Below are 25,148 nucleotides of genomic sequence, written 5' to 3'. Positions count from 1 at the left end.
AGACCGGTTGGCCAGATCTATTTATTGTTGTGACGGTAAGCATGCCAGCACGCCGCCGGTGCGTCCGACATTGAAGTTCGCAGCCCGTTCGGAGGAGTTGCCGTGGTCCTGAGGGTTCGTCCACGGGGTGTTTCCGCCAAGCGAACTCAGCGCAGTAACTAGTTCGTCCTGGTCACCTTGTTCAAAAATAAGAATTCCGTCTGCAGCCGCCCCATACAGGGTCGCGCCCGCCAAGCAGTCAGCCTGCAGCTCATAGGCCTGAGACCGGAGGCGGGGGTCGAGCCGGTTCGCGATTGCATGGCTCCATTCGTGAGCGATGACCAAGTATGGCCAAGCGTCTTCGGATTGGAATCCGCGCTCCATGAGCGAAGCGTCCCAGGCCACGTAATCCTCTGGAATGCAATAGAAGGCGTTGTCCGGCTGAAGTGGCTTGCCCGCGCAAGTGGGTGCGTTGCTTGGGTCTCCGCCATCGTATAGTCCTACGACCGTCGGCGGCGTGTAGGTTCCAGTGAACAGTTCACTCCAATGCAGGCGCCAGAACTGATCCGTGATCGCCTGGGCTGCCTGAATATCGGCCAACTCTTCCGAGGTGATGGCGGTGGTGTCGTTCCCGGCCTGGCCTGCACCAAAAGCATCATTCCCTGATACTTCCGCGGGCGGGGATTGCACGGATTGCGAATAATCGCCGAGTGTCTGCACACCGGGCCCCTCGATAGGGGTATCACCCCCGTCCGCTCCGGATCCTATTTCGGCGGAGTCCGCCCCGCCCTGATTGGCGGTCGAAGAGCCGGAATCGCCGGAACCTCCGCAACCGGATAATCCGAGGGTCAATGCCAGCAGAAGACCTGCAAGCACGCCCCACCTGTTTTTGGTTTCACCAGCCATGACCTCACTCGGCTTTCCAAAGTATTATCCTCATCGAGATGGAATTGCGACCGGGATATCACCTTCAGGTAAAGGGGTGCAAGGGGCAAAGGAGCGGCAACCGGTTCAGCGATTTAGATAAAACACTTCACCGACCCGAAGAGCTCAGCCCGGACGGGCGCCGAGGCCCTCAGCCGAGGCCCCGTAGGGATGTTGGATCGTCTTCCGCCGCGGTATTGAGATCCGTTCCAGCATTTACCGGTGCTGCCGTGCGGCCGGCTTGGGGACGGCGAACAATTGCAGCGTCATGGTCACCCTCACGAGCCCGAGGAGCTAACCGATGTCGGCTTAAGGGATCACGGGGCTTCCTGGGCCCGCTCAGCCTGCCGGCCAGTACTGTTCTGCTGATCCATCGCGGTCAGGGCGACGATAGCGGGTCACGCTTGTCGACCCGACCGGTTGTCCGCACCTTGTCGACTCGTTCGCCTACTAAGGGCTAGAGCGGGAACTTGCCCGTGGAACGGTCCCAGACGTTTGTCGCAGCGGCGGCCAGCAGGGCCGAGCCGAGCATGTGCAGCAACACCAGGCCGATGGGCAGGCCGGTGAAGTGCTGCAGGTAGCCGATGCCACCTTGGAGCACAATCACCGCGGCCAGCACCCACAGGGCAGCGCGCAGCTGCCTTGAGGTTGCGTGGCGGTAGGCGAGCACCAGCGCCAGCACGGTCACAGCAACCAGCAGGTAGACCGGAACCACGTGGATTCGGGTGACCAGATCAGCGTTGAAGTCATGGCGGGGTGCGCTGGCGTCGCCGGCGTGGGGGCCGGTGCCGGTCACGATGGTGCCCAACACGATGGAGGCGGCAGACGCGGCGGCGATGGTCCAGCCCAGTGTGCGTTGGATGCTCGGGACCGGGGCGACGGCTACAGCGGTGCCGCCGCGCAAGAACATTCCGGTCCGGTTGACCAGCAGGGTGGCCACCGCCACGAGTGCGGCCGAGGCCAGGAAGTGCAGGCTGACCACCCAGGGGTTCAAACCGGTCCAGACGGTGATGCCGCCAATCAGGGCCTGCACCGGGATCACGCAGAGCAGCCCCACGGCCAAGCCGAACAGGGTGCGGTGCGAACGGCGCATGCGCCACAGCGAGACCAGCATGGCAACCGCAATGATGGCCAGAATGAAGGTCAGGGTCCGGTTGCCGAATTCAATCAGCCCGTGGATGCCCATTTCCGGCGTCGGTGTCATGGAGCCGGGCACGCAGTTGGGCCACTGCGAACAGCCCAGGCCTGACTTGGTCAGCCGCACGGCGCCGCCGGTAATGATGATGCCGATCTGCGATACCAGCGACGCAATGGCCAAGCCATGGACGGTTCGGTTGACGGAGGTCGGCAGCCGGTCCAGGAGAGCGCGGGACTTGGGGGTGGCGGTGGTCATTGACTTAGCTCCATTTAAACCAGCGGATGGCGGCAAGGCTGGCCACTACGGTCCAGACCAGCAGCACGATTGATGCGGTGAGATTGAACTGCGCGTCGATCAGGGCGCTACGTAGGGCGTCGCCCAGGGCTGTCGAAGGCAAAAGGTGGGCGGCGGGCTCGAAAACGTCGGGCCAACTGGCCACCGGGAAGAGGATACCTCCGGCAGCGGCGAGCAGCACCCAGAGCAGGTTGGTAATGGCCAGCGTGGCTTCCGGGCGGACCGTGCCGGCGATCAGCAGGCCCAGCGAAGTGAAGGCCGCGGCCCCCAGCACCAGTTGCGCAGCCGCCGGCAGCAGTCCGCCCACTGCGGGCTGCCATCCGAGGAACAACAGGCCGGTTCCGCCCACCACCACAACTTGGATGACCATGATGGCCAGCACCGCAATGATCTTTCCGAGGATCAACCCGCTCTGGCCCAGCGGGGTGGTGGACAGGAACCGCAGGACGCCGTAACGGCGGTCAAAGCCGGTGGCAATCCCTTGGCCGGTCAGCGCGGTGGACACCGTGCACAGCGCTAGGACGCCCGGGGCCGCCATGGCAATCCGGTCGTCCGTGTACGTGTCGAGCAGCGGTGTGACGGTGAGGCCTATAAGCGCCAGCAGCGGCAGGATGATGGCAATCAGCAGTTGTTCGCCGTTGCGCAGCATGGCCACCGTCTCGTAGCGGCCCTGAAGGGCGACCCGGCGAATCAGGGCGGCGGGCGCGCTCATCGCAGATCCTTCCCGGAGATATCGAGGAAGACATCCTCGAGCGAGCGAGGCGCCATATGGATGGACGCCGGCATGACGTTGTGGGCCGCCCATTCGGCGGCCAATGCGGCCAGCACCGCTGGCGTCAGTTGCCCGGCCACGGTGTAGCGCCCGGGAACACTTTCGACGGCGGTGAACGGCTTGGGCAGGTCGAGGGACAGCCCCGGGGGAGCGTCAAAGGTGAGTAACCGCTCGACGCCGGCGCTTTCGTCCGTGGCCGCGGTCAGCTCCGCGACGGTGCCGTGCACGACGGTCCGGCCGGCGTCGATGATGAAGACGTAGTCGGCCAGTCGCTGGGCGTCGTCCATGAGGTGCGTGGTGAGGATGATGCCCAGGCCCTCGGCGCGCAGCTCCTGGATCAGGTCGAACACGACTGCTCGGGACTGTGGATCCAGTCCGGCGCTCGGCTCGTCCAGGAAGAGGACTTCCGGATCACCGACCAATGCGGCGGCCAGTGCTACCCGTTGCTTCTCGCCGCCGGACAGACGGCGGATGGGCGTGTTGGCGAAACCCTGAATGCCGAGCCGCTGCGCGAGTTCGTCCACACTGCGCGGGTTCTGGTACATCCCGGCTACGTGCTGCAGCAGGGCCAGCGGCCGGATGGCCTGCGGGAGCCCGCCTTCTTGGAGCATGACTCCCACGCGGCTCCGGAGCTCTGCTCCCGCCTGGTAAGGATTTTGGCCGAGCAGCCGGACGGTCCCGCCGTTGGGAGGCATCAGGCCCTGCGCGCAGGCTAAAGTTGTGGTTTTGCCGGCCCCGTTAGGTCCGAGAAGTGCGGTAACCTGCCCGGGGTAGGCGCGTAGATGGACCCCGTCAATAACGCGGACCATCTTGTTATCCAGGGCCTCGACCGGCCCGAGATCTTTCACGAGTCCCTGGATGTCGAGGCAGGGTTCGGAGATAGGCACCCGAACATTCTACGTGACGTAGAGCGAGCCGCGCTAAGGACTGCCTTACTGGTGGGCCGGAACAGAATACGTCATGATTGTGTTGTGTATTCCATGACCAGTAGTGCTTCTTCGCGTGCCCAGGCACCCGAGTCTGAGGAGCGGACCCGGGACCGGGTCTTGAACGCCGTTTTGGAACACGGACCCGTCAGCGCGGCCGGACTCGGCAGGATCCTCGGGTTCACACCGGCGGCCGTCCGGCGCCACCTTGACGCCCTGTCCCGTAAGGGCTTGATCGAGGTCAAGCTCACCGCGAATTCCGCCTCCGGCGCCGGACGTCCGGCGCGAAAGTACGTGCTCAGCAGGCAGGGCCAGACCCGGCTGGGCGATGACTATCTGGACATCGCCCGGACTGCGCTGGCGGCGTTGAGCCAGGCTGCCGGCAGCGAGGCGGTTGCGGAGTTTGCCCGGAACCGGTACCGGGACATGGAGGAACGCTACCGCCCGATCGTAGAGGCAGCGGGGCCCGGAATCGAAGAGCGGGCCAAGGCGCTGGCGGAGGCGCTGAGCACCGACGGCTTTGTTGGATCCACCACAGTGGTTGGCTCCGAGGCGCCGCATAGCACCATGCTGGCAGTCCAGCTCTGCCAAGGGCACTGCCCGGTGCAACAACTGGCGGCAGACTTCCCGGAATTCTGCGACAGCGAAACTGAAGTTTTTTCCCGGCTGCTCGGGGTGGATGTCAGGCGACTCTCCACACTGGCCGGCGGGGGACATGTTTGTACGACCCACATCCCGGTGGGTCGAACAAGGTCTGCGGTTCGACCCGTCGAACCGGCGACAGGAACCAGACGAGTATCCATCAATCTGCAAGAGAGGCCGTGATGACGGACCAAGTGGATCAGAGTATGAGGAACGCGGTCGGGACGACCGATGTAGCCGACACCACCATTTCCGAAATCTTGGAAAAAAACCCCGAGCTGAATGGCATCGGAACCTACGAGTACGGCTGGTCCGATGCCGACACCGCCGGGGCCAACGCACGCCGCGGCCTGAATGAAGAAGTCGTCCGCGACATCTCTGCCAAGAAGAGCGAGCCCCAGTGGATGCTGGATCTGCGTCTGAAGGGCCTGAAGTACTTCGACCGCAAGCCGATGCCCACCTGGGGCGCCGACCTGTCCGGCATTGACTTCGACAACATCAAGTACTTTGTCCGGTCCACGGAGAAGCAGGCCGGCAGCTGGGAAGAGCTGCCCGAAGACATCCGCAACACCTACGAGAAGCTCGGCATCCCGGAGGCAGAGCGCAACCGGCTGGTGGCCGGCGTCGCTGCTCAGTACGAGTCCGAGGTTGTCTACCACCAGATCCGCGAAGACCTCGAGGCCCAAGGCGTGATCTTCCTGGACACCGACACCGGCTTGAAGGAACACCCGGAGATCTTCCAGGAGTACTTCGGCTCGGTCATTCCCGTGGGCGACAACAAGTTCGCCTCGCTGAACACCGCTGTCTGGTCCGGCGGCTCCTTCGTCTACGTGCCCAAGGGCGTCCACGTGGAGATTCCGCTGCAGGCCTACTTCCGGATCAACACGGAGAACATGGGCCAGTTCGAGCGGACCCTGATCATCGCGGACGAAGACTCCTACGTCCACTACATCGAAGGCTGCACGGCGCCGATCTACACCTCGGACTCGCTGCACTCCGCCGTCGTCGAAATCATCGTGAAGAAGGGCGCCCGCGTCCGCTACACGACCATCCAGAACTGGTCCAACAACGTGTACAACCTGGTGACCAAACGCGCCATTGCACACGAAGGCGCCACCATGGAGTGGATCGACGGCAACATCGGTTCCAAGGTGACCATGAAGTACCCGGCCGTTTACCTGGTGGGCGAGCATGCCAAGGGTGAGACCCTGTCCATCGCCTTCGCCGGCGAGGGACAGCACCAGGACACCGGCTCCAAGATGGTCCACATTGCCCCGAACACCTCCAGTGCCATCGTGGCCAAGTCGGTGGCCCGCGGCGGCGGCCGCTCGGCCTATCGCGGCCTGGTCCAGGTCCGCGAGGGCGCGAAGAACACCAAGAACTCCGTGGTGTGCGACGCCCTGCTGGTGGACACGATCTCGCGCTCGGACACCTACCCCTACATCGACGTTCGTGAAGACGATGTCACCATGGGCCACGAGGCAACCGTGTCCCGCGTCAGCGAAGAGCAGCTGTTCTACCTGATGTCCCGCGGTCTGCCCGAGGACGAGGCCATGGCCGTGATCGTGCGCGGCTTCATCGAGCCGATCGCCCGGGAACTGCCGATGGAATACGCACTTGAGCTGAACCGCTTGATCGAACTGCAGATGGAAGGGTCCGTAGGTTAATGACTGAGATCACTGAGAAGGCACGTATCGGTGCTCCGGCCATCGACGGATTCACCGAAGAGGGCGAAAACCTCTCACCGGTCAACGCTGCGGCAGGTCCGCTGGCAGGCGCCAGTGCGAAGAGCCACAGCCACGGCGGCGGCGTCGGCATTCCGGACAGCTCCCGCGCCGGTCGCCTGACCTCGTACAAGGCGGACGACTTCGGTCCGCTGACCGGCCGCGAGGAAGACTGGCGGTTCACCCCGCTCAAGCGGCTGCGCGGCCTGCAGAGCGACGCCCTGGTCGGTACCGCTCCGGCGGTCACCGTCAGCGGTCCCGAAGGCGCCGACCTTCCCGCCGGCGTACTGGTTGAGACCGTCGGCCGGGACGATGCACGCATCGGCGTGGCCGGCATTCCCGAGGACCGCGTTTCCGCTGCAGCATGGGAGGCCTTCAAGGAGGCCACCGTGGTGACCATTCCGGCCGAGGCCCAGCTGGAGACCGGTGTCGCTGTCGTGATTGAGGGCACCAGCACCGAACTGTCCGCCCAGCACGTGGTCATCGTGGCGGAAAAGTTCTCCAAGGCCGTCGTGGTACTGGACCACAAGGGCAGCGCAACCGTCTCCCAGAACGTGGAGATCGACGTGCAGGACGGCGCGGAACTCACCGTTGTTTCGGTGCAGGAATGGGCCGACGACGCCGTCCACGCTTCCTCGCAGCAGACCCGCGTGGGCCGCGACGCGAAGTTCAAGCACGTGACCGTCAGCCTGGGCGGCGATCTGGTCCGCGTGACGCCGTCCACCCGTTTCACTGGCACCGGCGGCGACGTGGAAATGTTCGGCCTCTACTTTGCCGACGCCGGACAGCACCTTGAGCACCGGTTGTTCGTGGATCACGCGGTGGCCAACTGCAAGTCCCGCGTCCTGTACAAGGGCGCCCTGCAGGGTAAGAATGCGCACACCGTCTGGGTGGGCGACGTGCTGATCCGCAAGGAAGCCGAAGGCACCGACAGCTACGAGGCCAACCGGAACCTGGTTCTGACCGACGGCGCGCGCGCCGATTCCGTGCCGAACCTGGAGATCGAAACCGGACTGATCGAGGGTGCCGGCCACGCCAGCACCACCGGCCGCTTCGACGACGAGCACCTGTTCTACCTGATGGCTCGCGGCATCCCCGAGGACGTCGCCCGCCGCCTGGTGGTGCGCGGCTTCCTGCACGAGATCATCCAGCAGATCCGGGTTCCCGCCCTGGAAGAACGCCTCAACGCATCGCTGGAACGCGAACTCGAGGCGGGCAACCTCTGATGAGTGAGACTCCGCGCGGCGAACTGGTCTGCAATGCCTCGGACGTACAGGTCAATCAGGCAGTACGCATCCTGGTCGATGACTACCCGGTAGCCATTGTCAGGGACTCCGAAGGCGTACTGCATGCCATCGGGGATACCTGCTCGCACGCGGACGTCTCACTCTCCGAAGGCGACGTCGAAGGCAGCACGATCGAATGCTGGGGCCACGGTTCCCAGTTCGATCTGCGCACCGGCGAGCCGCTGAGCCTGCCGGCGTTCGAACCCGTGCCGGTGTTCGCGCTGACGCTCGACGGCGACAGCGTCTACGTGGACGTCACGAACGTCCTCAACGGGGCGCCTGCTCCGGACCTCAACTAAAAACTTCAACACGCGAACTTACGCCCGCCCTCACCGGGCGCAAAGGAGAAAGCAGACAAATGTCTACTCTTGAAATCAAGGACCTGCACGTCAGCATTGACACCGAGCAGGGCAGCAAGGAGATCCTCAAGGGCGTCTCCCTGACGATCAACACCGGCGAAATCCACGCCATCATGGGCCCGAACGGTTCCGGCAAGTCCACCCTGGCGTCCACCATCGCGGGGCACCCCCGCTACAACGTGGACTCCGGCTCCATCACGCTGGACGGCGAAGATGTGCTGGCCATGAGCGTGGACGAGCGCGCCCGCGCCGGTCTCTTCCTGGCCATGCAGTACCCGGTCGAGGTCCCCGGCGTGACCATGACCAACTTCCTGCGGACCGCCAAGACCGCCCTCGACGGCGAGGCCCCGAGCCTGCGTCACTGGACCAAGGACGTCAAGGCAGCGATGAGCCAGCTGCGCATCGACGCCGACTTCGCCCAGCGCAACGTCAACGAAGGCTTCTCCGGCGGCGAGAAGAAGCGCGTGGAGATCCTCCAGCTTGAACTGTTCAAGCCCAAGTTCGCCATCATGGACGAGACCGACTCCGGTCTGGACGTTGATGCGCTCAAGGTGGTCTCCGAGGGCCACAACCGGGTGCACGCCGAAGGCGCCATGGGCACCCTGCTCATCACCCACTACACGCGGATCCTGCGCTACATCAAGCCCAACTTCGTGCACGTCTTCGTTGACGGCCACATCGCCGAAGAGGGCGGCCCCGAGCTGGCCGACCGGCTGGAAGAAGAGGGCTACGACCGCTACCTGACCGCAGCAAAGGCCTCATGATGACTGAAGTTAATGCCCCGCAGACGTCCCTGGAGGACGTCGAAGAAGCGCTGAAGGACGTCATCGACCCCGAGCTGGGCGTCAACATCGTGGACCTCGGCCTGCTCTACGGCCTGAAGTACGCCGACGACGGTGCCCTGCTGATCGACATGACGCTGACCACGGCCGCCTGCCCGCTCACCGATGTCCTCGAGGAGCAGACCGGCAAGGCGCTGGACGGCGTGGTCGACGAGTGGCGCCTCAACTGGGTCTGGATGCCGCCGTGGGGTCCGGAACGGATCACCGACGACGGCCGCGACCAGATGCGCGCGCTGGGCTTCAACATCTGATCCACGGTTTCTCGTAACGACGGCGGACCGGTCACCTTCGGGTGGCCGGTCCGCCTCTGTATGAACACTGTCTGGTCCTCTGCCTCAACACCTGCCTGATCCTCTGTCTGGTGTCAGGCCGCCGCGTTAGGATCGGCGTATGGGAGTTTCCACCGTGGGTAAGGCGCGGGAGCGCGGTCGCTATGACGAAGTCCATGTTGCCGCGGCCTTCCACGGGCTGACGGCGCTGCTGGCCGTAGTGGGCCTCGCCCTCGGCATCACGGCCGTGCCCGCAGCGCCTGGCTATGCCGCCGCGGCCGCGCATTCGTGGTGGAACTATGCCAGCGCGCCCGGTGTCCAGGCGGCACTGCTGGTCTTCGTGGTGAGCCTGACACTGCTGATGGACTCGGCCATGGCCGGAGGACGGCTCTGGCGTGCCGCCCGCACGGCCACCCTGGCAGCCATGCTGCTGGTCTTCCTGGCGCAGTTCACCCCGTACCGCGGGCTGCCCGACACCGCCGAAATGAGCGTGGCCGGGGTAATGGCCGACCGGCTCCTGCTGTACGCGCTGCCGGTAGTGGTCGTGACCGGTTGGCTGATCTTTGGTCCCCGGCCCCGCATCAGCACCGGTGCAGCCACGCTCGGTCTGGTCTTCCCGGGGTTCTGGCTGCTCTGGACGGGCCTCAGGGGAGCCGTCACGGGCTGGCTGCCCTACACCGCCGGACCGGTCCCGGCGGCCGGGCAGTTGCTGATGATGGGCATCGGCCTGATCCTGCTCTGGCTGGGAGCCACCATGGTTTTCCTGCTGCTGGACTCAACGATGGGACGTGAGCCCGACGGGTACCTGCCGGGCTACGGACCGCCCGACGCCGCCGGAGGCAAGAGAACCGACGGCCCGCCGTTCGCCGGAGGCACCCGGGAAACCGAACCGGTGGATCCGCGCGACCTGTAGCCCCTGCAGGTGGATGGCTCGTGGCCACCCGCGTCAGGCGGGCCTATCGAGGTCCGGCGCGGAGAACGTGTCGCAGCGGCCGGCATCACCGGTCTGGTACCCCAGCAGGAACCAGCGCTGGCGTTGTTCACTGGAACCATGTGTCCAGGTATGCGGATTGACTTGGCCGGTGGCCGACTGCTGGATGCGGTCGTCGCCCACCGCGGCTGCGGCGGACAGAGCGTCCCGCAGGTCTTGCTCCGTCAGCGGTTGCATGAAGGGCTGGCCGGTCCGCTCATCAATTTGCTCGGTCGCATTCGCCGCCCAGACGCCGGCATAGCAATCGGCCTGGAGTTCCACCCGGACCGCACCGGAGTCCGCTCCCTGTGGATCCTGCTGGGAGTAATCGATCGCCCCGGTCAGATTCTGAATGTGGTGTCCGAATTCATGCGCCACCACATACTCCTCGGCCAACGGTCCGCCGCTGGCGCCAAACCGGCTGGTCAGTTCGGCGAAGAAAGCGGTGTCAAAATATGCGGTCTGGTCTCTCGGGCAGTAAAACGGGCCCACGGCGCTGCTGGCACTGCCGCAGCCGGTGCTGACACCGCCGTCGAAAAGGACCGTTTGGGGGGCGGGATACTGCATGTTGTAGCGGGGGAGATAACCGGCCCAGAAGTCGTTGAGACTGTTGACAGTTCCCACAATGCGGCAATCGGTTCGTTCGTTCGCGTCGGCACCAGTGAGGCATTCCTCCTGCAGGGCCTGGCCGCCAGCCTGCTGCTGTTCTTGACCGCTGCCCAGCCCGAATCCCTCCAGCAGTTCAGCAGGCACACCCAGCAGGCTGGCAATGAGCACCAGCAAGCCGCCGCCGCCGATGGCGATCTTGCCGCCTAAACCGCCTCGACGGTCTTGTACCTGGGACGTATCCAGCCGGGATCCGCGGGAAAAACTCATGAGCCAAGAATAACGGTCCGGCCGGCGGGCGGCTGGCGGGCTGGCGGGTGCGGGCTGCCGATGCCGGTAGACTGGAAAGGTTGATTTCCGCCCCGTCCGTTCATGGACGGCGCCCGGGCATCTCGTCCCGCACCCTTTTGAAAGGCCTCCACTGTGATTACAGTCAACGATCTCGAGCTGCGTGCTGGAGCCCGTCTGCTCATGGAGGCGGTCTCCTTCCGTGTGGACAAGGGCGACAAAGTGGGGCTGGTGGGCCGCAACGGCGCCGGAAAGACCACGCTGACCCGGGTGCTGGCCGGCGAAGGCCTGCCCGCCGCCGGAACCGTGGTGCGCAACGGGGAGATCGGGTATTTGCCGCAGGACCCTCGGACCCCGGACATGGAACAGTTGGCCCGCGACCGGATCCTCTCCGTCCGCGGACTGGACGTGGTAACCCGCAAACTGCGTGAAGCGCAGACGGACATGGCCAGCAGCGACGCCGAGGTGCAGGCCAAGGCGATGCGCCGCTATGACCGGCTGGAGGCCGAGTTCATCTCCGGCGGCGGCTATGCGGCCGAGGCCGAGGCGGCTGCCATTTCCTCCAATCTGGCCCTGCCGGAGCGGATCCTGAACCAGCCGCTCAGAACGCTCTCCGGTGGCCAGCGCCGCCGCGTAGAGCTGGCCCGGATCCTGTATTCCGGCGCGGAAACCATGCTCCTGGACGAGCCGACCAACCACCTCGACGCCGACTCGATCACTTGGCTGCGCGAATTCCTCAAGAACCATCAGGGCGGCCTGATCGTGATCAGCCACGACACCGGCCTGCTGGAAGCGACCGTCAACAAGGTTTTCCACCTGGACGCCAACCGCACCACCATCGACATCTACAACATGAACTGGAAGCGCTACCTGATGCAGCGCGAGACCGACGAACGCGCGCGCAAACGCGAGCGGGCCAACGCGGAAAAGAAAGCCCAGGTCCTGATGGACCAGGCGAACAAGATGCGGGCCAAGGCCACCAAAGCGGTGGCGGCACAGAACATGGCCAAGCGCGCCGAACGTCTGCTCAGCGGCCTGGACGAGGTCCGGGCCCAAGACAAGGTGGCGGCGCTGCGCTTCCCTGACCCCGCACCGTGCGGCAAGACTCCGCTCACTGCCGAAGGCCTGAGCAAGTCCTACGGCTCGCTGGAGATCTTCACCGACGTCGACCTGGCTATTGACCGGGGCTCCCGCGTGGTGATCCTGGGCCTGAACGGTGCCGGCAAAACCACCTTGCTGCGCATGCTGGCCGGCGTGGACACCCCTGACACCGGCGATGTGCTCCCCGGTCACGGGCTGAAGATCGGCTACTACGCCCAGGAACACGACACCTTGGACGTGGAGCGCACCGTCCTGCAGAACATGCGCACCGCCGCCCCGGATCTGCAGGATGCCGAAGTGCGGAACATCCTCGGTTCTTTCCTGTTCTCCGGAGACGATGTCAACAAGCCGGCAGGAGTGCTCTCCGGCGGCGAAAAGACCAGGCTGGCCCTGGCCACCATCGTGGCGTCATCGGCGAACGTGCTGCTGCTGGACGAGCCCACCAACAACCTGGACCCGGCCAGCCGCGCCGAGATCCTCGGCGCCCTGCGCAACTACAGCGGCGCCGTCGTCATGGTCAGCCACGACGAGGGCGCGGTCGCGGCGCTCAATCCAGAGCGTGTTGTGCTGCTGCCGGACGGCGTCGAAGACCTCTGGAACGAGGACTACCTGGACCTCGTGACCCTGGCCTGATTCATGGGTATGTAGCGTCTGAAGCGGATTTACTAAGGCGCGCATCGCCGACCGAGGAACGAGCGCAAGAGAGCTGCGAGGGGCCCGGCCTGAGCTTGCGAAGGTCGGGAAGCAGCGAATGGCTAAGCGCCGTGTAAATCCGCTTCGAGACGTCGCGCCCGGTAAATGCTGGCTAGTCGTCCTGGCTGAGTAGGGACCCGTCGGTGCGGAAGCCCTGGGCATCCAGCAGCGCGTCTTCCTCTTCCTCGGCCGTGGGCCGCTTGCGCTGGCGCTTCGGGGCCGCCGCGGCACGCGGGGCCGGATTGGCCTGGTGGTAGCCGCTGAGCGCCTCTTCTTCCTCGGTCAACCGGCCATGGTGCGCGTGCTGTCGGGCCGCGTAGCCGTAGCCGACGAACAGGAGCACGCCGAAGGCATACCACTGCATCGAATACGACAGGTGCGGGCCTTCATCGATGGCGGGTTTGGGGATCTGCACCGGTTGCTCGGCGGCAGCGGGGGACTCCGCCGCCATCAGGCCGTAGCTGCCGGTGTAGATGGGGTAGCCCAGTTCGGACGCGTACGAGTCCAGTTGGATGGACGCGAGCTGGCCTTCGGGGGCGCCGCGGCTGACCGCCCCTTCGCCCGGCTTAACCCGTGCGACGACGGTGACCTCGCCCTTGGGCGCGGCCGGGATGGTGTCCGGATGGCCGGCCTGGTTGTTGCCGATCGGCAACCAGCCGCGGTTGATGATGACGGCCGGCCCGTCCTCGAGGCGGAGCGGGATGAGAACCTCGTAACCCGGCCGGCCGTTCAGGGGCCGGTTCCGCACGATCCGCTGGCCGGCGTCGTCGTACGTGCCGTTGAGGACCACGGGGGTCCATTCCACCGAATCATCGGCAGAGGCGAAGATCTTCGGAACCTTGGTGAACGGCACAGGATCGGCGTCGTAATGGGTCTCCACGGCGGCGATGGTGGCACGCGCCTGGTCCCGGCGGTCCATCTGCCAGTTACCCAGCACCACGCAGACGGCGGCGAGCAGGGCAACGATCAGAAGCCAGCCCAGCCACTTGCCGCTGAGCAGGAATCGGTAGGACATTCAGGCACTGCTTTCCGGTGTAGCGGACTCTTCTAGGGGAAGCGTTTCCTTCCAAAGGCTTCGCTGGACCAGATAGTCCTGCAGCCACTCGCGATGCCCATCGCACGCGAGCCAGATCTTGCGGCGCTCGGGCGTATGGATTTTCGGGTTATTCCAGAGCAATTGCCACTGGGCGTCCCCGCGGCAACCTTTCCGTGAGCAGATCGGTGTCTCGGCGGCAGCTGCACCGCCAAGCTGGCCCAGGAGGTTCATGCGGCAGTCTTCCGTCGGCGCCGCTTGACCACCGGGCTGAGGCTTCCCATGAACGCCGGCTGCTCATAGTCGTCTTGCTCTGCGGGACCGGGCGGCGGCTGGCTGGCCATTGGTTCTGTGGCCGCCGATGCTCTCGATTGGTCCGCCTCCGGAATCGCATCTGCGGGAGCGTGCCGTTCCTGCGCCGTGGTGGTGGGGCCCTGGCCAGTGGCCGGCGGCTGGGCGTCGTCGTCGATAACTTCCCCGGTCAGGAACTCGCCGTCCTCGGTTCCTCCGCCCTGGGCGCTTGCGGCCGGGGCTTCCAGCTCCGGCATCGGAGCCTGGTCCAGCAGCGCGGTGCTGTGCGTCAGGTGCGACTTGTCGCTGCCGCCATTGGCAATGATCACGGCTATCCACGGAAGGAAGACGGCGCCGGCCACGAAGAACCAGCGGAACCAGCTGTCGATGAAGAAGAAGAGCAGCAAGCAGGCCAACCGGATGCCCATGGCGAGCGAGTACTTGACCATGCGCCGGTGCATCTCATCGGTGTGGCTTTCGGGGACGTCCGTAATGCTCAGGACTTCCGGTTTCTCGTCAGGCTGCTTGCTCATCACACTCCATCAGGACTGTTTCAATTCTCCCACGACGGCCGGAATGTCTAAAGCCGACGCAACGAGTCCCCGGGCGCAGGATCTCCCGGGCTAGGATTCCTTAGGAAAACAGCAGCTTCATGGAGGTAAGTGTGAGCAATGAACAGCAGACCGGCCGCAGCGTGCTGGTCACCGGTGGTAACCGGGGCATTGGCTTGGCCATTGCCCGGGCCTTCGAGGCGAACGGTGACAAGGTGGCGATCACCTACCGCAGCGGCGACGTGCCTGAAGGGTTGCTGGGTGTGAAGGCCGATGTCACGGACGCCGAGTCCGTAGATGCTGCGTTCACCGAGGTCGAAGCCGCCCACGGCCCGGTGGAGGTGCTGGTGGCCAACGCCGGCGTCACGCGGGACACGTTGTTGCTGCGGATGAGCGAGGAAGACTTCACCAGCGTGGTGGACACCAACCTGTCCGGGGCGTTCAGGGTGATCAAGCGTGCCTCCAAGGGGATGATCCGGCAGCGCAAGGGCCGCGTGGTGCTGATCTCCTCGGTGGTGGGCCTTTACGGGTCGCCCGGCCAGATCAACTACGCCGCGTCCAAGGCTGGCCTGGTGGGCATGGCCCGCTCACTGACCCGCGAGCTTGGCTCCCGCAACATCACCGCCAACGTGGTGGCTCCGGGATTCGTCAACACGGAAATGACCGCGGTGCTGCCGGAAGACACGCAGAAGAGCTACCTGTCCTCCATCCCGGCCGGCCGCTTTGCCGAACCCGAGGAAGTGGCGAAGGTGGTCCGGTGGATTGCCAGCGACGAAGCTGCCTACATTTCAGGCGCCGTGATCCCGGTGGACGGCGGACTGGGCATGGGTCATTAAGACGTCCAGCAGGTGAGCGGCCCGCATTTGTGGGCTTTCTACAACGGATAAGGCTTCGGGGGGCTGGCAAGATGGAACCCGAAGCCTTATCCGGTTAAGCGTTTCCTACAACCGCGTGACCGGCCCACCACGGAAAATTTACCGAGAACCTTAGGAGCAGCCATGAGTGCACTGGATGGCAAAGCAGCAATCGTCACGGGGTCGTCCCGCGGAATCGGCGCCGCGGTGGCCAAGCTGCTCGCCGCCGAGGGGGCAGCGGTAGTGGTCAATTACCGGCAGAAGGCACCGCGGGCCAACAAGGTCGTGGCGCAGATCGAGGAAGCGGGCGGCCGCGCCGTCGCCGTGGCCGCCGACCTCACCGCGGAGGAGGGCTCGCAGGCACTCGTGGACGCCGCCCGGCAAAACTTCGGCGGCCTGGACGTGCTGGTGCTCAACGCCTCCGGCGGCATGGAGACGAGCATGGGCGAGGACTACGCACTGCGCCTGAACCGCGATGCCCAGGTGAACATGCTCAAGGCGGCGGCCGAAGTGATGCCGGCGGGATCCCGGGTGGTCTTTGTCACAAGCCATCAGGCCCATTTCATCCGTACCGTGCCCACGATGCCGGAATACGAACCGGTGGCGTTGAGCAAGCGTGCCGGCGAAGACGCCCTGCGCGACCTGCTGCCGGAGTTGGAAGCCAAGGGCATCTCGCTGGTGGTGGTCTCCGGCGACATGATCGAAGGAACCGTTACCGCCACGCTGCTGGACCGTGCACGCCCCGGTGCCCTTGAGGCCCGCCGCGCCGAGGCCGGGAAGCTCTACTCCGTGGAAGAGTTCGGCGCAGAAGTGGCGAAGATGGTCACCGCCGATGTTCCTTCCGGGCACACCGAATACGTGGGCGGGGCCGAGTCCTTCCAGTCCCAGGGCTAGGTGTACGCAGCAGCTGTTTGACGACGGTTCAGGGAACTGCGCGCTCCCGCGCTGTTCCCTGAACGCCGTGCCCCCTCACTGGGGTGACGCATCAGTGATGGGGCATGCCGGGTTGAAATACCCGAAGCTGTCCGTAGCGGGTGCTAGGTTGGCCGCATCCTTGGACCTTTAGGAGGGTAGCGAAGATGGCTAAGACACATTCCCGCGGCGTCGGGATCGACTTCATGGAACCGAATTCCTGCGGACGCTGTGATGCCTGCGACGAATTACCCGCGCCGGCTATCTGCGAGGACTGCTCTTATGACGAGAACGGCAACTTTGTCCGGCTCGTGGAATGGCCCTGCCCGTCTGCGGTCGTTTCCCTCGCGGCGGCTTAGGGGACTGGCCTAGGGGATCGACCGAGGGCCCCTAGGCCCGCGGCTTCGGCGGCTGGGGAAGCTACCCGCGGACCAGGCTGAGTTGCACCTGCGGACCTTGGCTGAGTGCTACCCGCGGACCAGGCTTCGCGCCGCCTCCGTGATGTGCTTCGCGGAGATGCCCGCCGCGTCCAACAGCTCCTCCGGTGCGCCGGAGGTGGGCAGTCCTTGCACGGCCAGGCGGACCAGTTTGAGTTCCGGAACGCGGGCCTCTGTCAGCGCATCGGCGACAGCCGACCCGAGCCCGCCCTCGGGATAATGGTCCTCCACCGTGATGATCCGCCCGCCGGTGGCCCGGCACGCGGTCAGCAAGGTTTCCTGGTCGATCGGCTTGATCGAGTACAGGTCGACCACCCGGGCGGCAATGCCTTCACCCGCGAGTTGGGCGGCGGCGGCGAGGCATTCGTGCACGGTGACGCCCGCCCCGACGAGGGTGACAGCGTCGTCGCCGGTGGCCCCATGCACTTTGGAGCCGCCGAGGGGAAATTCCTCGCCTGCCTCGTAGAGCACTGGGTAATCGCCGCGGGTGGCGCGCAGATAGCTGATGCCTGGCGTGTCCGCCATGGTCTGGATCAGCCGTGCGGTGGAGGGTGCATCCGCCGGATAGAGAACAGTCGAGGTGTGGATGGCGCGCATTGCGGCCAGGTCCTCAAGGGCCATCTGGGACGGCCCGTCCTGGCCGATCTCAACGCCCGCGTGGGTTCCGACCAGACGGATGTCCACCTCGGAAACGCCGGCCATCCTGATGAAGTCGTAACCGCGGGACACCAGGAAGGCCGCAAAACTGGCGGCGAACGTCACATAGCCGCGCACCGATAGCCCCGCGGCCGCAGCCACCATTTGCTGCTCGGAGATGAACATCTCGAAGAAGCGGTCCGGGGCGGCCTTGCTGAACTCACCGGCCTTAGTGGAATTTCCCACTTCGCCGTCCAGCATCACCACCTCGGGCCGTGCGGCAAGGGCGGAGACCGCTTCGCCGAAGGCGGTCCGGGTGGCAACGGCGTCGCCTACCGTGTAGGTGGGAAGTTTGACGGCGGCCGACGGGTTCGGCGTGATGGCCTGCGTTCCCGGCGCCGGGGCATGCAGGGTGACCCGGAGCTGGCTGGGTCCGCCCAGCGCCTTGATGGCAGGTTCGGCGATGTCGTCGGGCAGCGCCTTTCCGTGCCAGCCGTTCTTGTCCTCCACCTCGGGAACGCCCTTGCCCTTGATCGTCCGCGCCAGAATGACGCTGGGCCGGTCCGTGGTGGCTCGGGCCGTGGCGAGGGCGTTATTGATCGCGTCCAGATCATGGCCGTCAATCGGCAGCGGCTGGGCCCCGAAGGCCCGGACCCGATCGGCGTACTGCGCCAAGTTCCACCCCAGCTCGGTCGGCCCGTTCTGGCCCAGCCGGTTCACATCCACGATGGCGGTCAGATTTCCCAGCCGGTAGTAGGCGGCCTTGTCCAATGCCTCCCACATGGACCCTTCAGCCAGCTCGCTATCACCGCACAGCACCCACGCCTGATAGGGCAGACGGTCCAGGAATTTTCCGGCCAGGGCGATGCCGACGGCGTCGGGCAGTCCTTGGCCCAGGGATCCGGTGGCCACGTCCACCCACGGCAGGGCAGGTGTGGGATGTCCTTGCAGCCTTCCGCCGAACTGCCGGTAAGTTTCGAGCAGCTCCGTTTCATCAATCACCCCGGCCGCCCGGAACATGGCATAGAGCAGCGGCGAGGCGTGCCCTTTGGAAAAGACCAGGTGGTCGTTCGTGGCCAGCTCGGGCCGCTGCCAGTCGTAGCGCAGATGGTTCACCAACAGCACAGCCATAAGATCGGCGGCCGAGAGGGAGGAGGTGGCGTGGCCGGATCCGGCCCGGCTGGTGACGCGGATTGAATCGACCCGCAGCTGCGCGGCCAGCGCACGGCAGGTCTCCGCCAGGCTCGGATCCAAGGTGGTGGTTGACGTGGAGTCGGCGCTCATCACTGATCTCCTTCATGGAAGGTTCAGGGAATCCCGGGTCCCGTTGCACCCATCGGCAGCGCTGTCCGGGGGATGTTCAAACCGACCCTACTCCCGTGCGCGGTCCGGCGACAGGGCCGCGTGGGATCCCACACGGGCAGCGCACACATCCGGCACGCGCAAGGGTTGCATCGCACCGGGGCAAGATGGGACGCCGGGGGCGTCGGCGTCAGACACCGGCGAAGTAGCGCGCTACATCCAGGTAGGGGATGTTAATGGCGGCGTCTGCCGCCTCGCGGACGGCGGGCTTGGCGTTGAAGGCAATCCCCAGCCCCGCGGCGGCCAGCATGTCCAGGTCGTTGGCGCCGTCGCCGATGGCGATGGTCTGGGCCAAGTCGATCTTCTCCGCGGCGGCCCATTCGCGCAGCGAGGCCTCCTTCGCCGCCCGGTCCACCACATCGCCGTCCACCGTGCCGGTCAGCATGTCGGCGTCGATGCCCAGCGTGTTCGCCCGGTAGTACGTCAGGTTGAGTTCCTCTGCCAGCGGGTCCAGGATCTGGCTGAAGCCGCCGGAGACAACTGCCACGGCATGGCCGGCGGCCAGGAAGGCCTCCACCAGTTCCTTGGCACCGTGCGTCAGCAGCAAGGAATCGCGCACCCGCTGGATCACGCCCAGTGGAAGGTCCTTCAGCGTGGCCACCCGGGCGTGCAGGCTCTCGGCAAAGTCCAGTTCGCCGCGCATCGCCGCTTCGGTGACCGCGGCAACCTCGTCACGCTTGCCGGCGTGGTCCGCCAGCAGTTCAATCACTTCCTGCTGGATGAGCGTGGAGTCCACATCCATGAGCAGCAGCTTCCGGTCCTGCCCGGCCAGCGACGCTTCCATCACGGCCGTGCCCAGCTCACCGGTGAGCACGGGTGCCACCGCCGCCCGCAATGCCGTGACGCCGTCGGAGGCAGCGCCGTCGTACTCCACGGTCAATACGGTGGCCTGGAAGCGGCCGTTGGCGGCGTTCTCCAGTTCAACGATGTTTCCGCCGGCCCCGGTAACCGCCGCCTGCACGGCGGCAAGGTAGGCATCGGGCAGTTCCCGGCCGTAGGAGACAACGCGGAGGAGCGAGGGCATGATGATTCCGTTCTGCGTAAAGCTGGAGGGGCCGGATCCGTCAGGGCAGGGTCCGGCGTCGCGTTTGGCGATTACTACACGTTTTAGCCTACTGTCTACTGATATGAGCGATGTACTTGAGTTTGCCGGGGTCACTGTTGTCCGCGGGCGCAAAACCCTGCTGGACGGCGTTGACTGGCAGGTCAAGGAGGGGGAGCGCTGGGTGGTGCTGGGCCCCAACGGGGCGGGCAAGACCACCCTGCTGCAGATCGCCGGCGCGCGCCTGCACCCCACCCGCGGAATCGCCGGCATCCTTGACGAGACCATGGGCAAAGTGGACGTGTTCGAGCTGAGGCCCCGGATTGGCCTGGCGTCCGCCGCGCTGGCCAACCAGATCCCGGAGCACGAGCAGGTACTCAACGTGGTGGTCACCGCCTCCTACGGCGTGACCGGCCGCTGGCGCGAACAGTACGACAAGATGGACGAGCGGCGGGCGTTCCGCCTGCTGGACGCGTGGGGGATGTCCACCTTCATGAACCGCACCTTCGCCACGCTCAGCGAAGGCGAACGCAAGCGCGTGCAGATCGCCCGCGCGCTGATGTCCGATCCGGAATTGCTGCTGCTGGATGAGCCGGGCGCCGGGCTTGACCTGGCTGGCCGCGAGGATCTCGTGGAGCGGCTGAGCGAACTGGCCAAGGACGAGGACGCGCCGGCGCTGGTGCTGGTCACCCATCACCTGGAAGAAGTGCCGCCGGGCTTTACCCATGCCCTGCTGCTGCGCGAGGGCGGCGTGGTAGCCCAAGGCCCCATCGCCGAGGTGCTGATCGAGGACAACCTGAGCACCGCATTCGACATGCCGCTCAGCCTTAAGCACGACGACGGCCGCTACACTGCCGTAGCCAAGCGCGCCTAGGCGGTCCCTGCCCCCGTGGATCTATTCAACGCTGCCCTGATCGGGCTGGCCGGCCTGTGGGCCGGCACCATCAACAGCATCGTCGGATCCGGCACTCTGGTCACCTTCCCCGTCTTGGTGGCGCTGGGTTATGCCCCGGTGACGGCGACCATCTCCAACGCGATCGGCCTGATCGCGGGCAACGTGGGCGGGGTCTACGGCTACCGCCGTGAACTGGCCGGGCTGCGCCGCACGGTCGCCATCCTGCTGCCGGCGTCGCTGCTGGGCGGGATCACCGGCGCATGGCTGCTGCTGCACCTGCCGGAGGAAGTCTTCGGCATTGCCGCGCCGTTCCTGATTGTGGTGGCGCTGGTCTTCGTGGTGTTCCAACCAAAACTTCAAGTCTGGGTCCGGGAGCGCCAGGCCGCGCAGGCCCGCACCCGACCGCGTCCTTGGGCGTTGCTGGCGCTGGTCTATTTCGCCGGCGTCTACGGCGGCTACTTCGTGGCCGCCCAGGGCATCCTGTTGGTCGGTATCCTCGGTGTCTTCCTGCACGGCACCATGCAGCAGGCCAACGCCATGAAGAACGTGCTGGTCCTCGGCGTGAACATCATTGCGGCCATCTCCTACATGCTGTTCGCCTTCGACCGGATCGAATGGCCGGTGGTCCTGGTGATCGCCATCAGCTCGCTGATCGGTGCGCTGATCGGATCCGCCGTAGGACGCCGGCTGAAGCCGGCGGTGCTGCGCGGCGTCATTGTGACGCTGGGGCTGGTGGCCCTGGTTGTGCTGGTCAGGAACCTCTTCATATGAACCTGGTCCGGCTGGATTCCGCCAGCGACCCGCGGGTGGCCGACTACACGCAGTTGACCGACACCGCCCTGCGCCGCCGCCGCGAACCCGCGGAAGGAATGTACATCGCCGAAAGCTCCAAGGTGCTGCGCCGGGCCGTTGCGGCCGGCCATATCCCGCGGTCCTTCTTCCTGACCGACAAATGGCTGGACGACCTGCGCGACGTGATCGAGCGGTTCCCCGAGGCGCCTGTGTTTATCGGGACGCCGGACGTCCTGGAGGCGATCACCGGATTCCACCTGCACCGCGGCGCCATGGCCGCCATGCACCGGCCTGCGCCGCGGTCCGCTCAGGACGTGCTGGCCGGCGCCCGGCGGGTGGCGGTGTTGGAAGACATCGTTGACCACACGAATGTGGGCGCGATTTTCCGGTCCGCCGCCGCCATGGGCATGGACGCCGTGCTGCTGAGCCCGCAGTGCGCCGATCCGTTGTACCGGCGCAGCATCCGGGTCTCCATGGGCACCGTGTTCCAGATTCCGTGGGCAAGGCTGCAGGAATGGCCGGCGGGACTGGCGGAGTTGAGTGGCCAGGGATTCACGACGGCGGCGCTTGAGCTCGCCGACGACGCCATCACCTTGGACGAGCTGGAACGGCGCACTTTCGACAAGCTGGCCCTGGTGCTAGGCACCGAGGGCGCCGGAGTGCAGCCCCAGACGCTGGCACAGGTGGACCTGACCGTGATGATCCCGATGCGGGCCGGGGTTGATTCGCTGAACGTAGCCGCGGCCAGCGCCGTGGCCTTTTGGGCCTGCCGCGCGGACTAGGCTCCGGGTACTGCCGTGCGGTTGGTCCGTGTCGCTTCGACGCGGGACCGGTACATGCGGTAGAGTTGTTTGCTGGCCCTCATGGGGCCGCCATCTTTCCATCCTTCTAGTCGCTGGCAAAATCCAGGGGCGTGTAGAAAAGGTACAACTATGAAGTCTGATATCCACCCGGCATACGCCCCGGTTGTTTTCCGCGACCTGGCCTCCGGCGTTTCCTTCCTGACCAAGTCCACCGCTACGTCCAGCAAGACGGTGGAGTGGGAAGACGGCAACAGCTACCCGCTGATCGAGGTTGAAATCTCCTCGGAGTCCCACCCGTTCTACACCGGCAAGCAGCGCATCATGGACAGCGCCGGCCGCGTGGAGCGCTTCAACGCACGTTTCAAGGGCTTCGGCGGCAAGAAGTAACCCTTCCGCCCCGCGCCTTTCACCAGAGCCCGCACCGTGTGGTGCGGGCTCTGCTGCTTAACAGGACGCTGGCCACGGCACAGCGGGACGCTGGCCAGCACCGCAACAAGACGGTGGCCACGACCGCAACACGACGGTAGGCGCCCTCGCCGGGGGGACGCCGACGGTGTGAATGCCGGCCGGAGCCGGTTCCGACGCTACGCTGCTGCCATGACAGCACCTGGTAGCGGCGGCACGGTCCCGTTCCCCTTGGGCAGGAATCGGGGGAGCGTCTCCGGCCGGCGGGGTTTCGTTGTACTGAACTCACTGGCCTTGTCCACGCTCCTGATCACCGGCTGTGCCGCGGGTTCGGAGCAACTGCCAGCCGCGATTACCTGCACCACGCAGTACCGTCCGGACTACGGCAGCAGTGCCGGAGAGGAAGCCGCGCAACTCGTCCTGCCGCGGGTCGACGGGCCGGCAGCAACCAGACAGGATTTGTCGACGGGCACCTTCCGGCTGTCCGGAAGCTACGTCGGGGCAGCCCCGGACGGACGGGCGGTCTCGCTGTCGATCGGTAATGCCGAGGGGCAATTGCTTGCCAGCATGCTGTACCAGCTGGAGGACGGCTCGTCCCTGGCATCCCGCTTCAGCGGTGGCCATGGGTTCACCGGGCTGCACTATGTCCGGGATGGCGAGGCCGAGCTGCAGCTGTATTGCGAGGCGGGGGAGTAGGCCTCACGGCCGCTGGCGGGTCCTGTCTCCCAGCGCCGTTTTCCGGACCTGATCGTCCCGCCGGCGCACGGCAGACGCCCAGACCCAGGTAACCCTTCGGTCCCCGGCATCCGTCCACGCGACCTCAACTGCCCGCGACGTCCAGCCGAAGGCCTCGCCCTGGACCAGTTCGGCCGCCCCCGGGAACCGGATCCACGCCCATACCGGCACCCCCGGCACCACGCGGGTCACCGGGCAATGATCAAGATCCAGCTCCTCCGGCGTCAGCGACACCGGCTCCGCCCGCCGGGCATAACGGGCGGCGATCTTCGCCAGTGCATCCCGGTCCATCTGTTAAAGGTAGAACGAGTGTTCGAATAAAGCCACGGGTGCTGCCGGGGTTCGGTGCGACGCCATAACCTGTCCTGACCGCCGCGGCAATCCCGGCCCCTCCATTCGCGGGCCCGTCCCATGATCGTCATAAAAATCAATGCCGGAGCAAGAGCACGCCCTCGGTTTGGCTGCTTAGGCATGGCTAACCTAAGCTTCTTGAGGGTTCCTACATCCCCTCCAAGTTTGCAGAAAGAAGCTCCCCTTATGAAGCTCCGCAAGAACGCTTTGGTCGGCATCGCAGTCGCTGCCACCGCCGTCTTCGGCCTCGCAGCCTGTGGTTCGAACTCCGAGACCGACTCCGCCGCGTCCGGATCCGCCGCCGCAGGCGATGGCATCACGGTGTACAACGCCCAGCACGAGAGCCTGACCAAGGAATGGATCGACGCCTTTACCGCGGAAACCGGCATCAAGGTCACCGTTCGTCAGGGCTCTGACACCGAAATGTCCAACCAGATTATCCAGGAAGGCGAGGCCTCGCCGGCCGACGTGTTTCTGACGGAGAATTCGCCGGCAATGACGCAGGTTGAGAACGCCGGACTCTTCGCGGACGTGGACCAGGCAACCGTTGACCAGGTTCCGGCCGAATTCCGTCCCTCCACCGGTAAGTGGACCGGCATCGCTGCCCGTTCCACGGTCCTGGTGTATGACAAGAACAAGATCAGCGAAGACAAACTGCCGAAGTCGATGCTGGACCTGGCGAACCCCGAGTGGAAGGGCAAGTGGGCCGCCTCGCCGACCGGTGCCGACTTCCAGGCCATCGTCTCCGCCCTGCTTGAGCTCAAGGGCGAAGCCGCCACCGACGCATGGTTGGCGGGTATGAAGGAAAACTTCAAGGCTTACAAGGGCAACAGCACGGCCATGAAGGCAGTCAATGCCGGCGAAGTCGACGCCGCGCTCATCTACCACTACTACTACTACGGCGATCAGGCCGAAACCGGCGAGAACTCCAACAACGTCACGCCGTACTACTTCAAGAACCAGGACCCGGGGGCCTTCGTCTCGGTGTCCGGCGGTGGCGTGCTGAAGTCCTCCAAGAACGCTGCTGACGCGCAAGCCTTCCTGAAGTTCATTACCGGCCAGCTGGGCCAGGAAATCCTGAAGAACGGCACCTCGTTCGAGTACCCCGTCGGCTCGGAGGTGGAGGCCAATGAAGCCTTGGTGCCGATCAAGGACCTCGAGGCTCCCACGGTGGACCCGGCCAAGCTGAACTCCACCCAAGTCACCGACCTGATGACCAAGGCAGGATTACTGTAG

Annotated in this window: 27 protein-coding genes; 16 read left to right on the top strand and 11 right to left on the bottom strand. The window is 65.5% G+C overall.

The annotated features are described in order from the left end of the window. Nucleotides 1–21: 21 nt before the first annotated feature. From ACWF5H_RS06825 to ACWF5H_RS06810, 4 genes are all read right to left on the bottom strand, one after another. Complete coding sequence (locus ACWF5H_RS06825; RefSeq protein ID WP_452035752.1) at nucleotides 22–885, bottom strand: hypothetical protein; 864 nt, start codon at nucleotides 883–885, stop codon at nucleotides 22–24. A 475-nt stretch (nucleotides 886–1,360) separates the two neighbouring features. Further along, nucleotides 1,361–2,296, bottom strand: coding sequence for a COX15/CtaA family protein (locus tag ACWF5H_RS06820; protein ID WP_452035750.1), 936 nt, complete (start codon nucleotides 2,294–2,296; stop codon nucleotides 1,361–1,363). Nucleotides 2,297–2,300: 4 nt separating this feature from the next. Beyond that, nucleotides 2,301–3,047, bottom strand: coding sequence for an ABC transporter permease (locus tag ACWF5H_RS06815; RefSeq protein ID WP_452035749.1), 747 nt, complete (start codon nucleotides 3,045–3,047; stop codon nucleotides 2,301–2,303). Continuing rightward, nucleotides 3,044–3,994, bottom strand: coding sequence for an ABC transporter ATP-binding protein (locus tag ACWF5H_RS06810; RefSeq protein WP_452035748.1), 951 nt, complete (start codon nucleotides 3,992–3,994; stop codon nucleotides 3,044–3,046). The genes ACWF5H_RS06815 and ACWF5H_RS06810 overlap by 4 nt, the downstream gene beginning before the upstream one ends. 93 nt (nucleotides 3,995–4,087) lie before the next feature. Between ACWF5H_RS06810 and ACWF5H_RS06805 the strand changes: the two genes are divergently transcribed. The 7 genes from ACWF5H_RS06805 (at nucleotide 4,088) to ACWF5H_RS06775 (ending at nucleotide 10,068) form a co-directional block, all read left to right on the top strand. Next, nucleotides 4,088–4,858 carry a helix-turn-helix transcriptional regulator gene (locus ACWF5H_RS06805; RefSeq protein ID WP_452035747.1) on the top strand — a complete coding sequence of 257 codons (771 nt, stop codon included), beginning with the start codon at nucleotides 4,088–4,090 and terminating at the stop codon, nucleotides 4,856–4,858. After that, nucleotides 4,858–6,342, top strand: a complete 1,485-nt coding sequence (gene sufB, locus ACWF5H_RS06800) for a Fe-S cluster assembly protein SufB (protein ID WP_452035745.1) — start codon at nucleotides 4,858–4,860, stop codon at nucleotides 6,340–6,342. Before ACWF5H_RS06805 ends, sufB begins: the two co-directional genes overlap by 1 nt. Then, nucleotides 6,342–7,625: a Fe-S cluster assembly protein SufD gene (gene sufD / locus ACWF5H_RS06795; RefSeq protein WP_452035743.1), complete on the top strand. Its 1,284-nt coding sequence runs from the start codon at nucleotides 6,342–6,344 to the stop codon at nucleotides 7,623–7,625. Before sufB ends, sufD begins: the two co-directional genes overlap by 1 nt. Continuing rightward, a complete protein-coding gene (locus tag ACWF5H_RS06790) occupies nucleotides 7,625–7,984 on the top strand; it encodes a non-heme iron oxygenase ferredoxin subunit (protein WP_452035741.1) in 360 nt (119 codons plus the stop codon). The genes sufD and ACWF5H_RS06790 overlap by 1 nt, the downstream gene beginning before the upstream one ends. A 59-nt stretch (nucleotides 7,985–8,043) precedes the next feature. Next, complete coding sequence (gene sufC, locus ACWF5H_RS06785) at nucleotides 8,044–8,808, top strand: Fe-S cluster assembly ATPase SufC (protein WP_364647807.1); 765 nt, start codon at nucleotides 8,044–8,046, stop codon at nucleotides 8,806–8,808. Next, the gene (locus ACWF5H_RS06780) at nucleotides 8,808–9,137 is read left to right on the top strand and encodes a metal-sulfur cluster assembly factor (RefSeq protein ID WP_127512512.1); all 330 of its coding nucleotides are present in this window, start codon (nucleotides 8,808–8,810) and stop codon (nucleotides 9,135–9,137) included. The genes sufC and ACWF5H_RS06780 overlap by 1 nt, the downstream gene beginning before the upstream one ends. Before the next feature lie 139 nt (nucleotides 9,138–9,276). Next, nucleotides 9,277–10,068 carry a Pr6Pr family membrane protein gene (locus ACWF5H_RS06775; RefSeq protein WP_452035740.1) on the top strand — a complete coding sequence of 264 codons (792 nt, stop codon included), beginning with the start codon at nucleotides 9,277–9,279 and terminating at the stop codon, nucleotides 10,066–10,068. A gap of 33 nt (nucleotides 10,069–10,101) precedes the next feature. Here the strand turns inward: ACWF5H_RS06775 and ypfJ are convergent, their stop codons facing one another. Further along, on the bottom strand, nucleotides 10,102–11,001 hold the full coding sequence (gene ypfJ / locus ACWF5H_RS06770; RefSeq protein WP_452035739.1) for a KPN_02809 family neutral zinc metallopeptidase: 900 nt from the start codon (nucleotides 10,999–11,001) through the stop codon (nucleotides 10,102–10,104). A gap of 153 nt (nucleotides 11,002–11,154) precedes the next feature. On the opposite strand from ypfJ, the gene abc-f reads away from it, so the two are divergent. Further along, complete coding sequence (gene abc-f, locus ACWF5H_RS06765) at nucleotides 11,155–12,753, top strand: ribosomal protection-like ABC-F family protein (protein WP_364647801.1); 1,599 nt, start codon at nucleotides 11,155–11,157, stop codon at nucleotides 12,751–12,753. 172 nt (nucleotides 12,754–12,925) lie between these two features. Here abc-f and ACWF5H_RS06760 read toward each other — a convergent pair whose 3' ends face one another. The 3 genes from ACWF5H_RS06760 to ACWF5H_RS06750 are packed head-to-tail and all read right to left on the bottom strand — an operon-like array spanning nucleotide 12,926 to nucleotide 14,670. After that, nucleotides 12,926–13,828: an SURF1 family cytochrome oxidase biogenesis protein gene (locus tag ACWF5H_RS06760; RefSeq protein WP_452035738.1), complete on the bottom strand. Its 903-nt coding sequence runs from the start codon at nucleotides 13,826–13,828 to the stop codon at nucleotides 12,926–12,928. Continuing rightward, nucleotides 13,829–14,080 (bottom strand): acetone carboxylase, encoded by a 252-nt coding sequence (locus ACWF5H_RS06755; protein ID WP_127512517.1) that lies wholly within the window; start codon nucleotides 14,078–14,080, stop codon nucleotides 13,829–13,831. After that, a complete protein-coding gene (locus ACWF5H_RS06750; RefSeq protein ID WP_452035736.1) occupies nucleotides 14,077–14,670 on the bottom strand; it encodes a DUF3099 domain-containing protein in 594 nt (197 codons plus the stop codon). Before ACWF5H_RS06750 ends, ACWF5H_RS06755 begins: the two co-directional genes overlap by 4 nt. A gap of 119 nt (nucleotides 14,671–14,789) precedes the next feature. On the opposite strand from ACWF5H_RS06750, the gene fabG reads away from it, so the two are divergent. Continuing rightward, nucleotides 14,790–15,524: a 3-oxoacyl-[acyl-carrier-protein] reductase gene (fabG, locus tag ACWF5H_RS06745; RefSeq protein WP_452035734.1), complete on the top strand. Its 735-nt coding sequence runs from the start codon at nucleotides 14,790–14,792 to the stop codon at nucleotides 15,522–15,524. Nucleotides 15,525–15,686: 162 nt separating this feature from the next. Beyond that, complete coding sequence (locus ACWF5H_RS06740) at nucleotides 15,687–16,436, top strand: SDR family oxidoreductase (RefSeq protein WP_452035733.1); 750 nt, start codon at nucleotides 15,687–15,689, stop codon at nucleotides 16,434–16,436. A 485-nt stretch (nucleotides 16,437–16,921) separates the two neighbouring features. Here ACWF5H_RS06740 and ACWF5H_RS06735 read toward each other — a convergent pair whose 3' ends face one another. Beyond that, on the bottom strand, nucleotides 16,922–18,811 hold the full coding sequence (locus ACWF5H_RS06735; RefSeq protein ID WP_452035732.1) for a transketolase: 1,890 nt from the start codon (nucleotides 18,809–18,811) through the stop codon (nucleotides 16,922–16,924). Between the two features lie 208 nt (nucleotides 18,812–19,019). Beyond that, a complete protein-coding gene (gene serB, locus ACWF5H_RS06730) occupies nucleotides 19,020–19,913 on the bottom strand; it encodes a phosphoserine phosphatase SerB (protein ID WP_364647780.1) in 894 nt (297 codons plus the stop codon). A gap of 103 nt (nucleotides 19,914–20,016) precedes the next feature. Between serB and ACWF5H_RS06725 the strand changes: the two genes are divergently transcribed. The 5 genes from ACWF5H_RS06725 (at nucleotide 20,017) to ACWF5H_RS06705 (ending at nucleotide 23,522) form a co-directional block, all read left to right on the top strand. After that, nucleotides 20,017–20,805, top strand: coding sequence for an ABC transporter ATP-binding protein (locus tag ACWF5H_RS06725; protein WP_452035731.1), 789 nt, complete (start codon nucleotides 20,017–20,019; stop codon nucleotides 20,803–20,805). A 15-nt stretch (nucleotides 20,806–20,820) separates the two neighbouring features. Continuing rightward, nucleotides 20,821–21,597, top strand: a complete 777-nt coding sequence (locus ACWF5H_RS06720; protein ID WP_452035729.1) for a sulfite exporter TauE/SafE family protein — start codon at nucleotides 20,821–20,823, stop codon at nucleotides 21,595–21,597. Beyond that, complete coding sequence (locus tag ACWF5H_RS06715; RefSeq protein ID WP_452035728.1) at nucleotides 21,594–22,400, top strand: TrmH family RNA methyltransferase; 807 nt, start codon at nucleotides 21,594–21,596, stop codon at nucleotides 22,398–22,400. The genes ACWF5H_RS06720 and ACWF5H_RS06715 overlap by 4 nt, the downstream gene beginning before the upstream one ends. A gap of 150 nt (nucleotides 22,401–22,550) precedes the next feature. Then, a complete protein-coding gene (locus ACWF5H_RS06710; protein WP_127512525.1) occupies nucleotides 22,551–22,808 on the top strand; it encodes a type B 50S ribosomal protein L31 in 258 nt (85 codons plus the stop codon). 210 nt (nucleotides 22,809–23,018) lie between these two features. After that, nucleotides 23,019–23,522 carry a hypothetical protein gene (locus ACWF5H_RS06705; RefSeq protein ID WP_452035726.1) on the top strand — a complete coding sequence of 168 codons (504 nt, stop codon included), beginning with the start codon at nucleotides 23,019–23,021 and terminating at the stop codon, nucleotides 23,520–23,522. A 3-nt stretch (nucleotides 23,523–23,525) separates the two neighbouring features. Here the strand turns inward: ACWF5H_RS06705 and ACWF5H_RS06700 are convergent, their stop codons facing one another. Next, the gene (locus ACWF5H_RS06700; protein WP_452035725.1) at nucleotides 23,526–23,852 is read right to left on the bottom strand and encodes a hypothetical protein; all 327 of its coding nucleotides are present in this window, start codon (nucleotides 23,850–23,852) and stop codon (nucleotides 23,526–23,528) included. Between the two features lie 246 nt (nucleotides 23,853–24,098). On the opposite strand from ACWF5H_RS06700, the gene ACWF5H_RS06695 reads away from it, so the two are divergent. Then, nucleotides 24,099–25,148 carry an iron ABC transporter substrate-binding protein gene (locus ACWF5H_RS06695; protein ID WP_452035724.1) on the top strand — a complete coding sequence of 350 codons (1,050 nt, stop codon included), beginning with the start codon at nucleotides 24,099–24,101 and terminating at the stop codon, nucleotides 25,146–25,148.

The sequence above is a fragment of the Arthrobacter sp. NPDC055138 genome, from assembly GCF_053607305.1.
The sequence above is the reverse complement of the archived record's forward strand: the minus strand, read 5'-3'. Positions and strand labels throughout refer to the sequence as shown.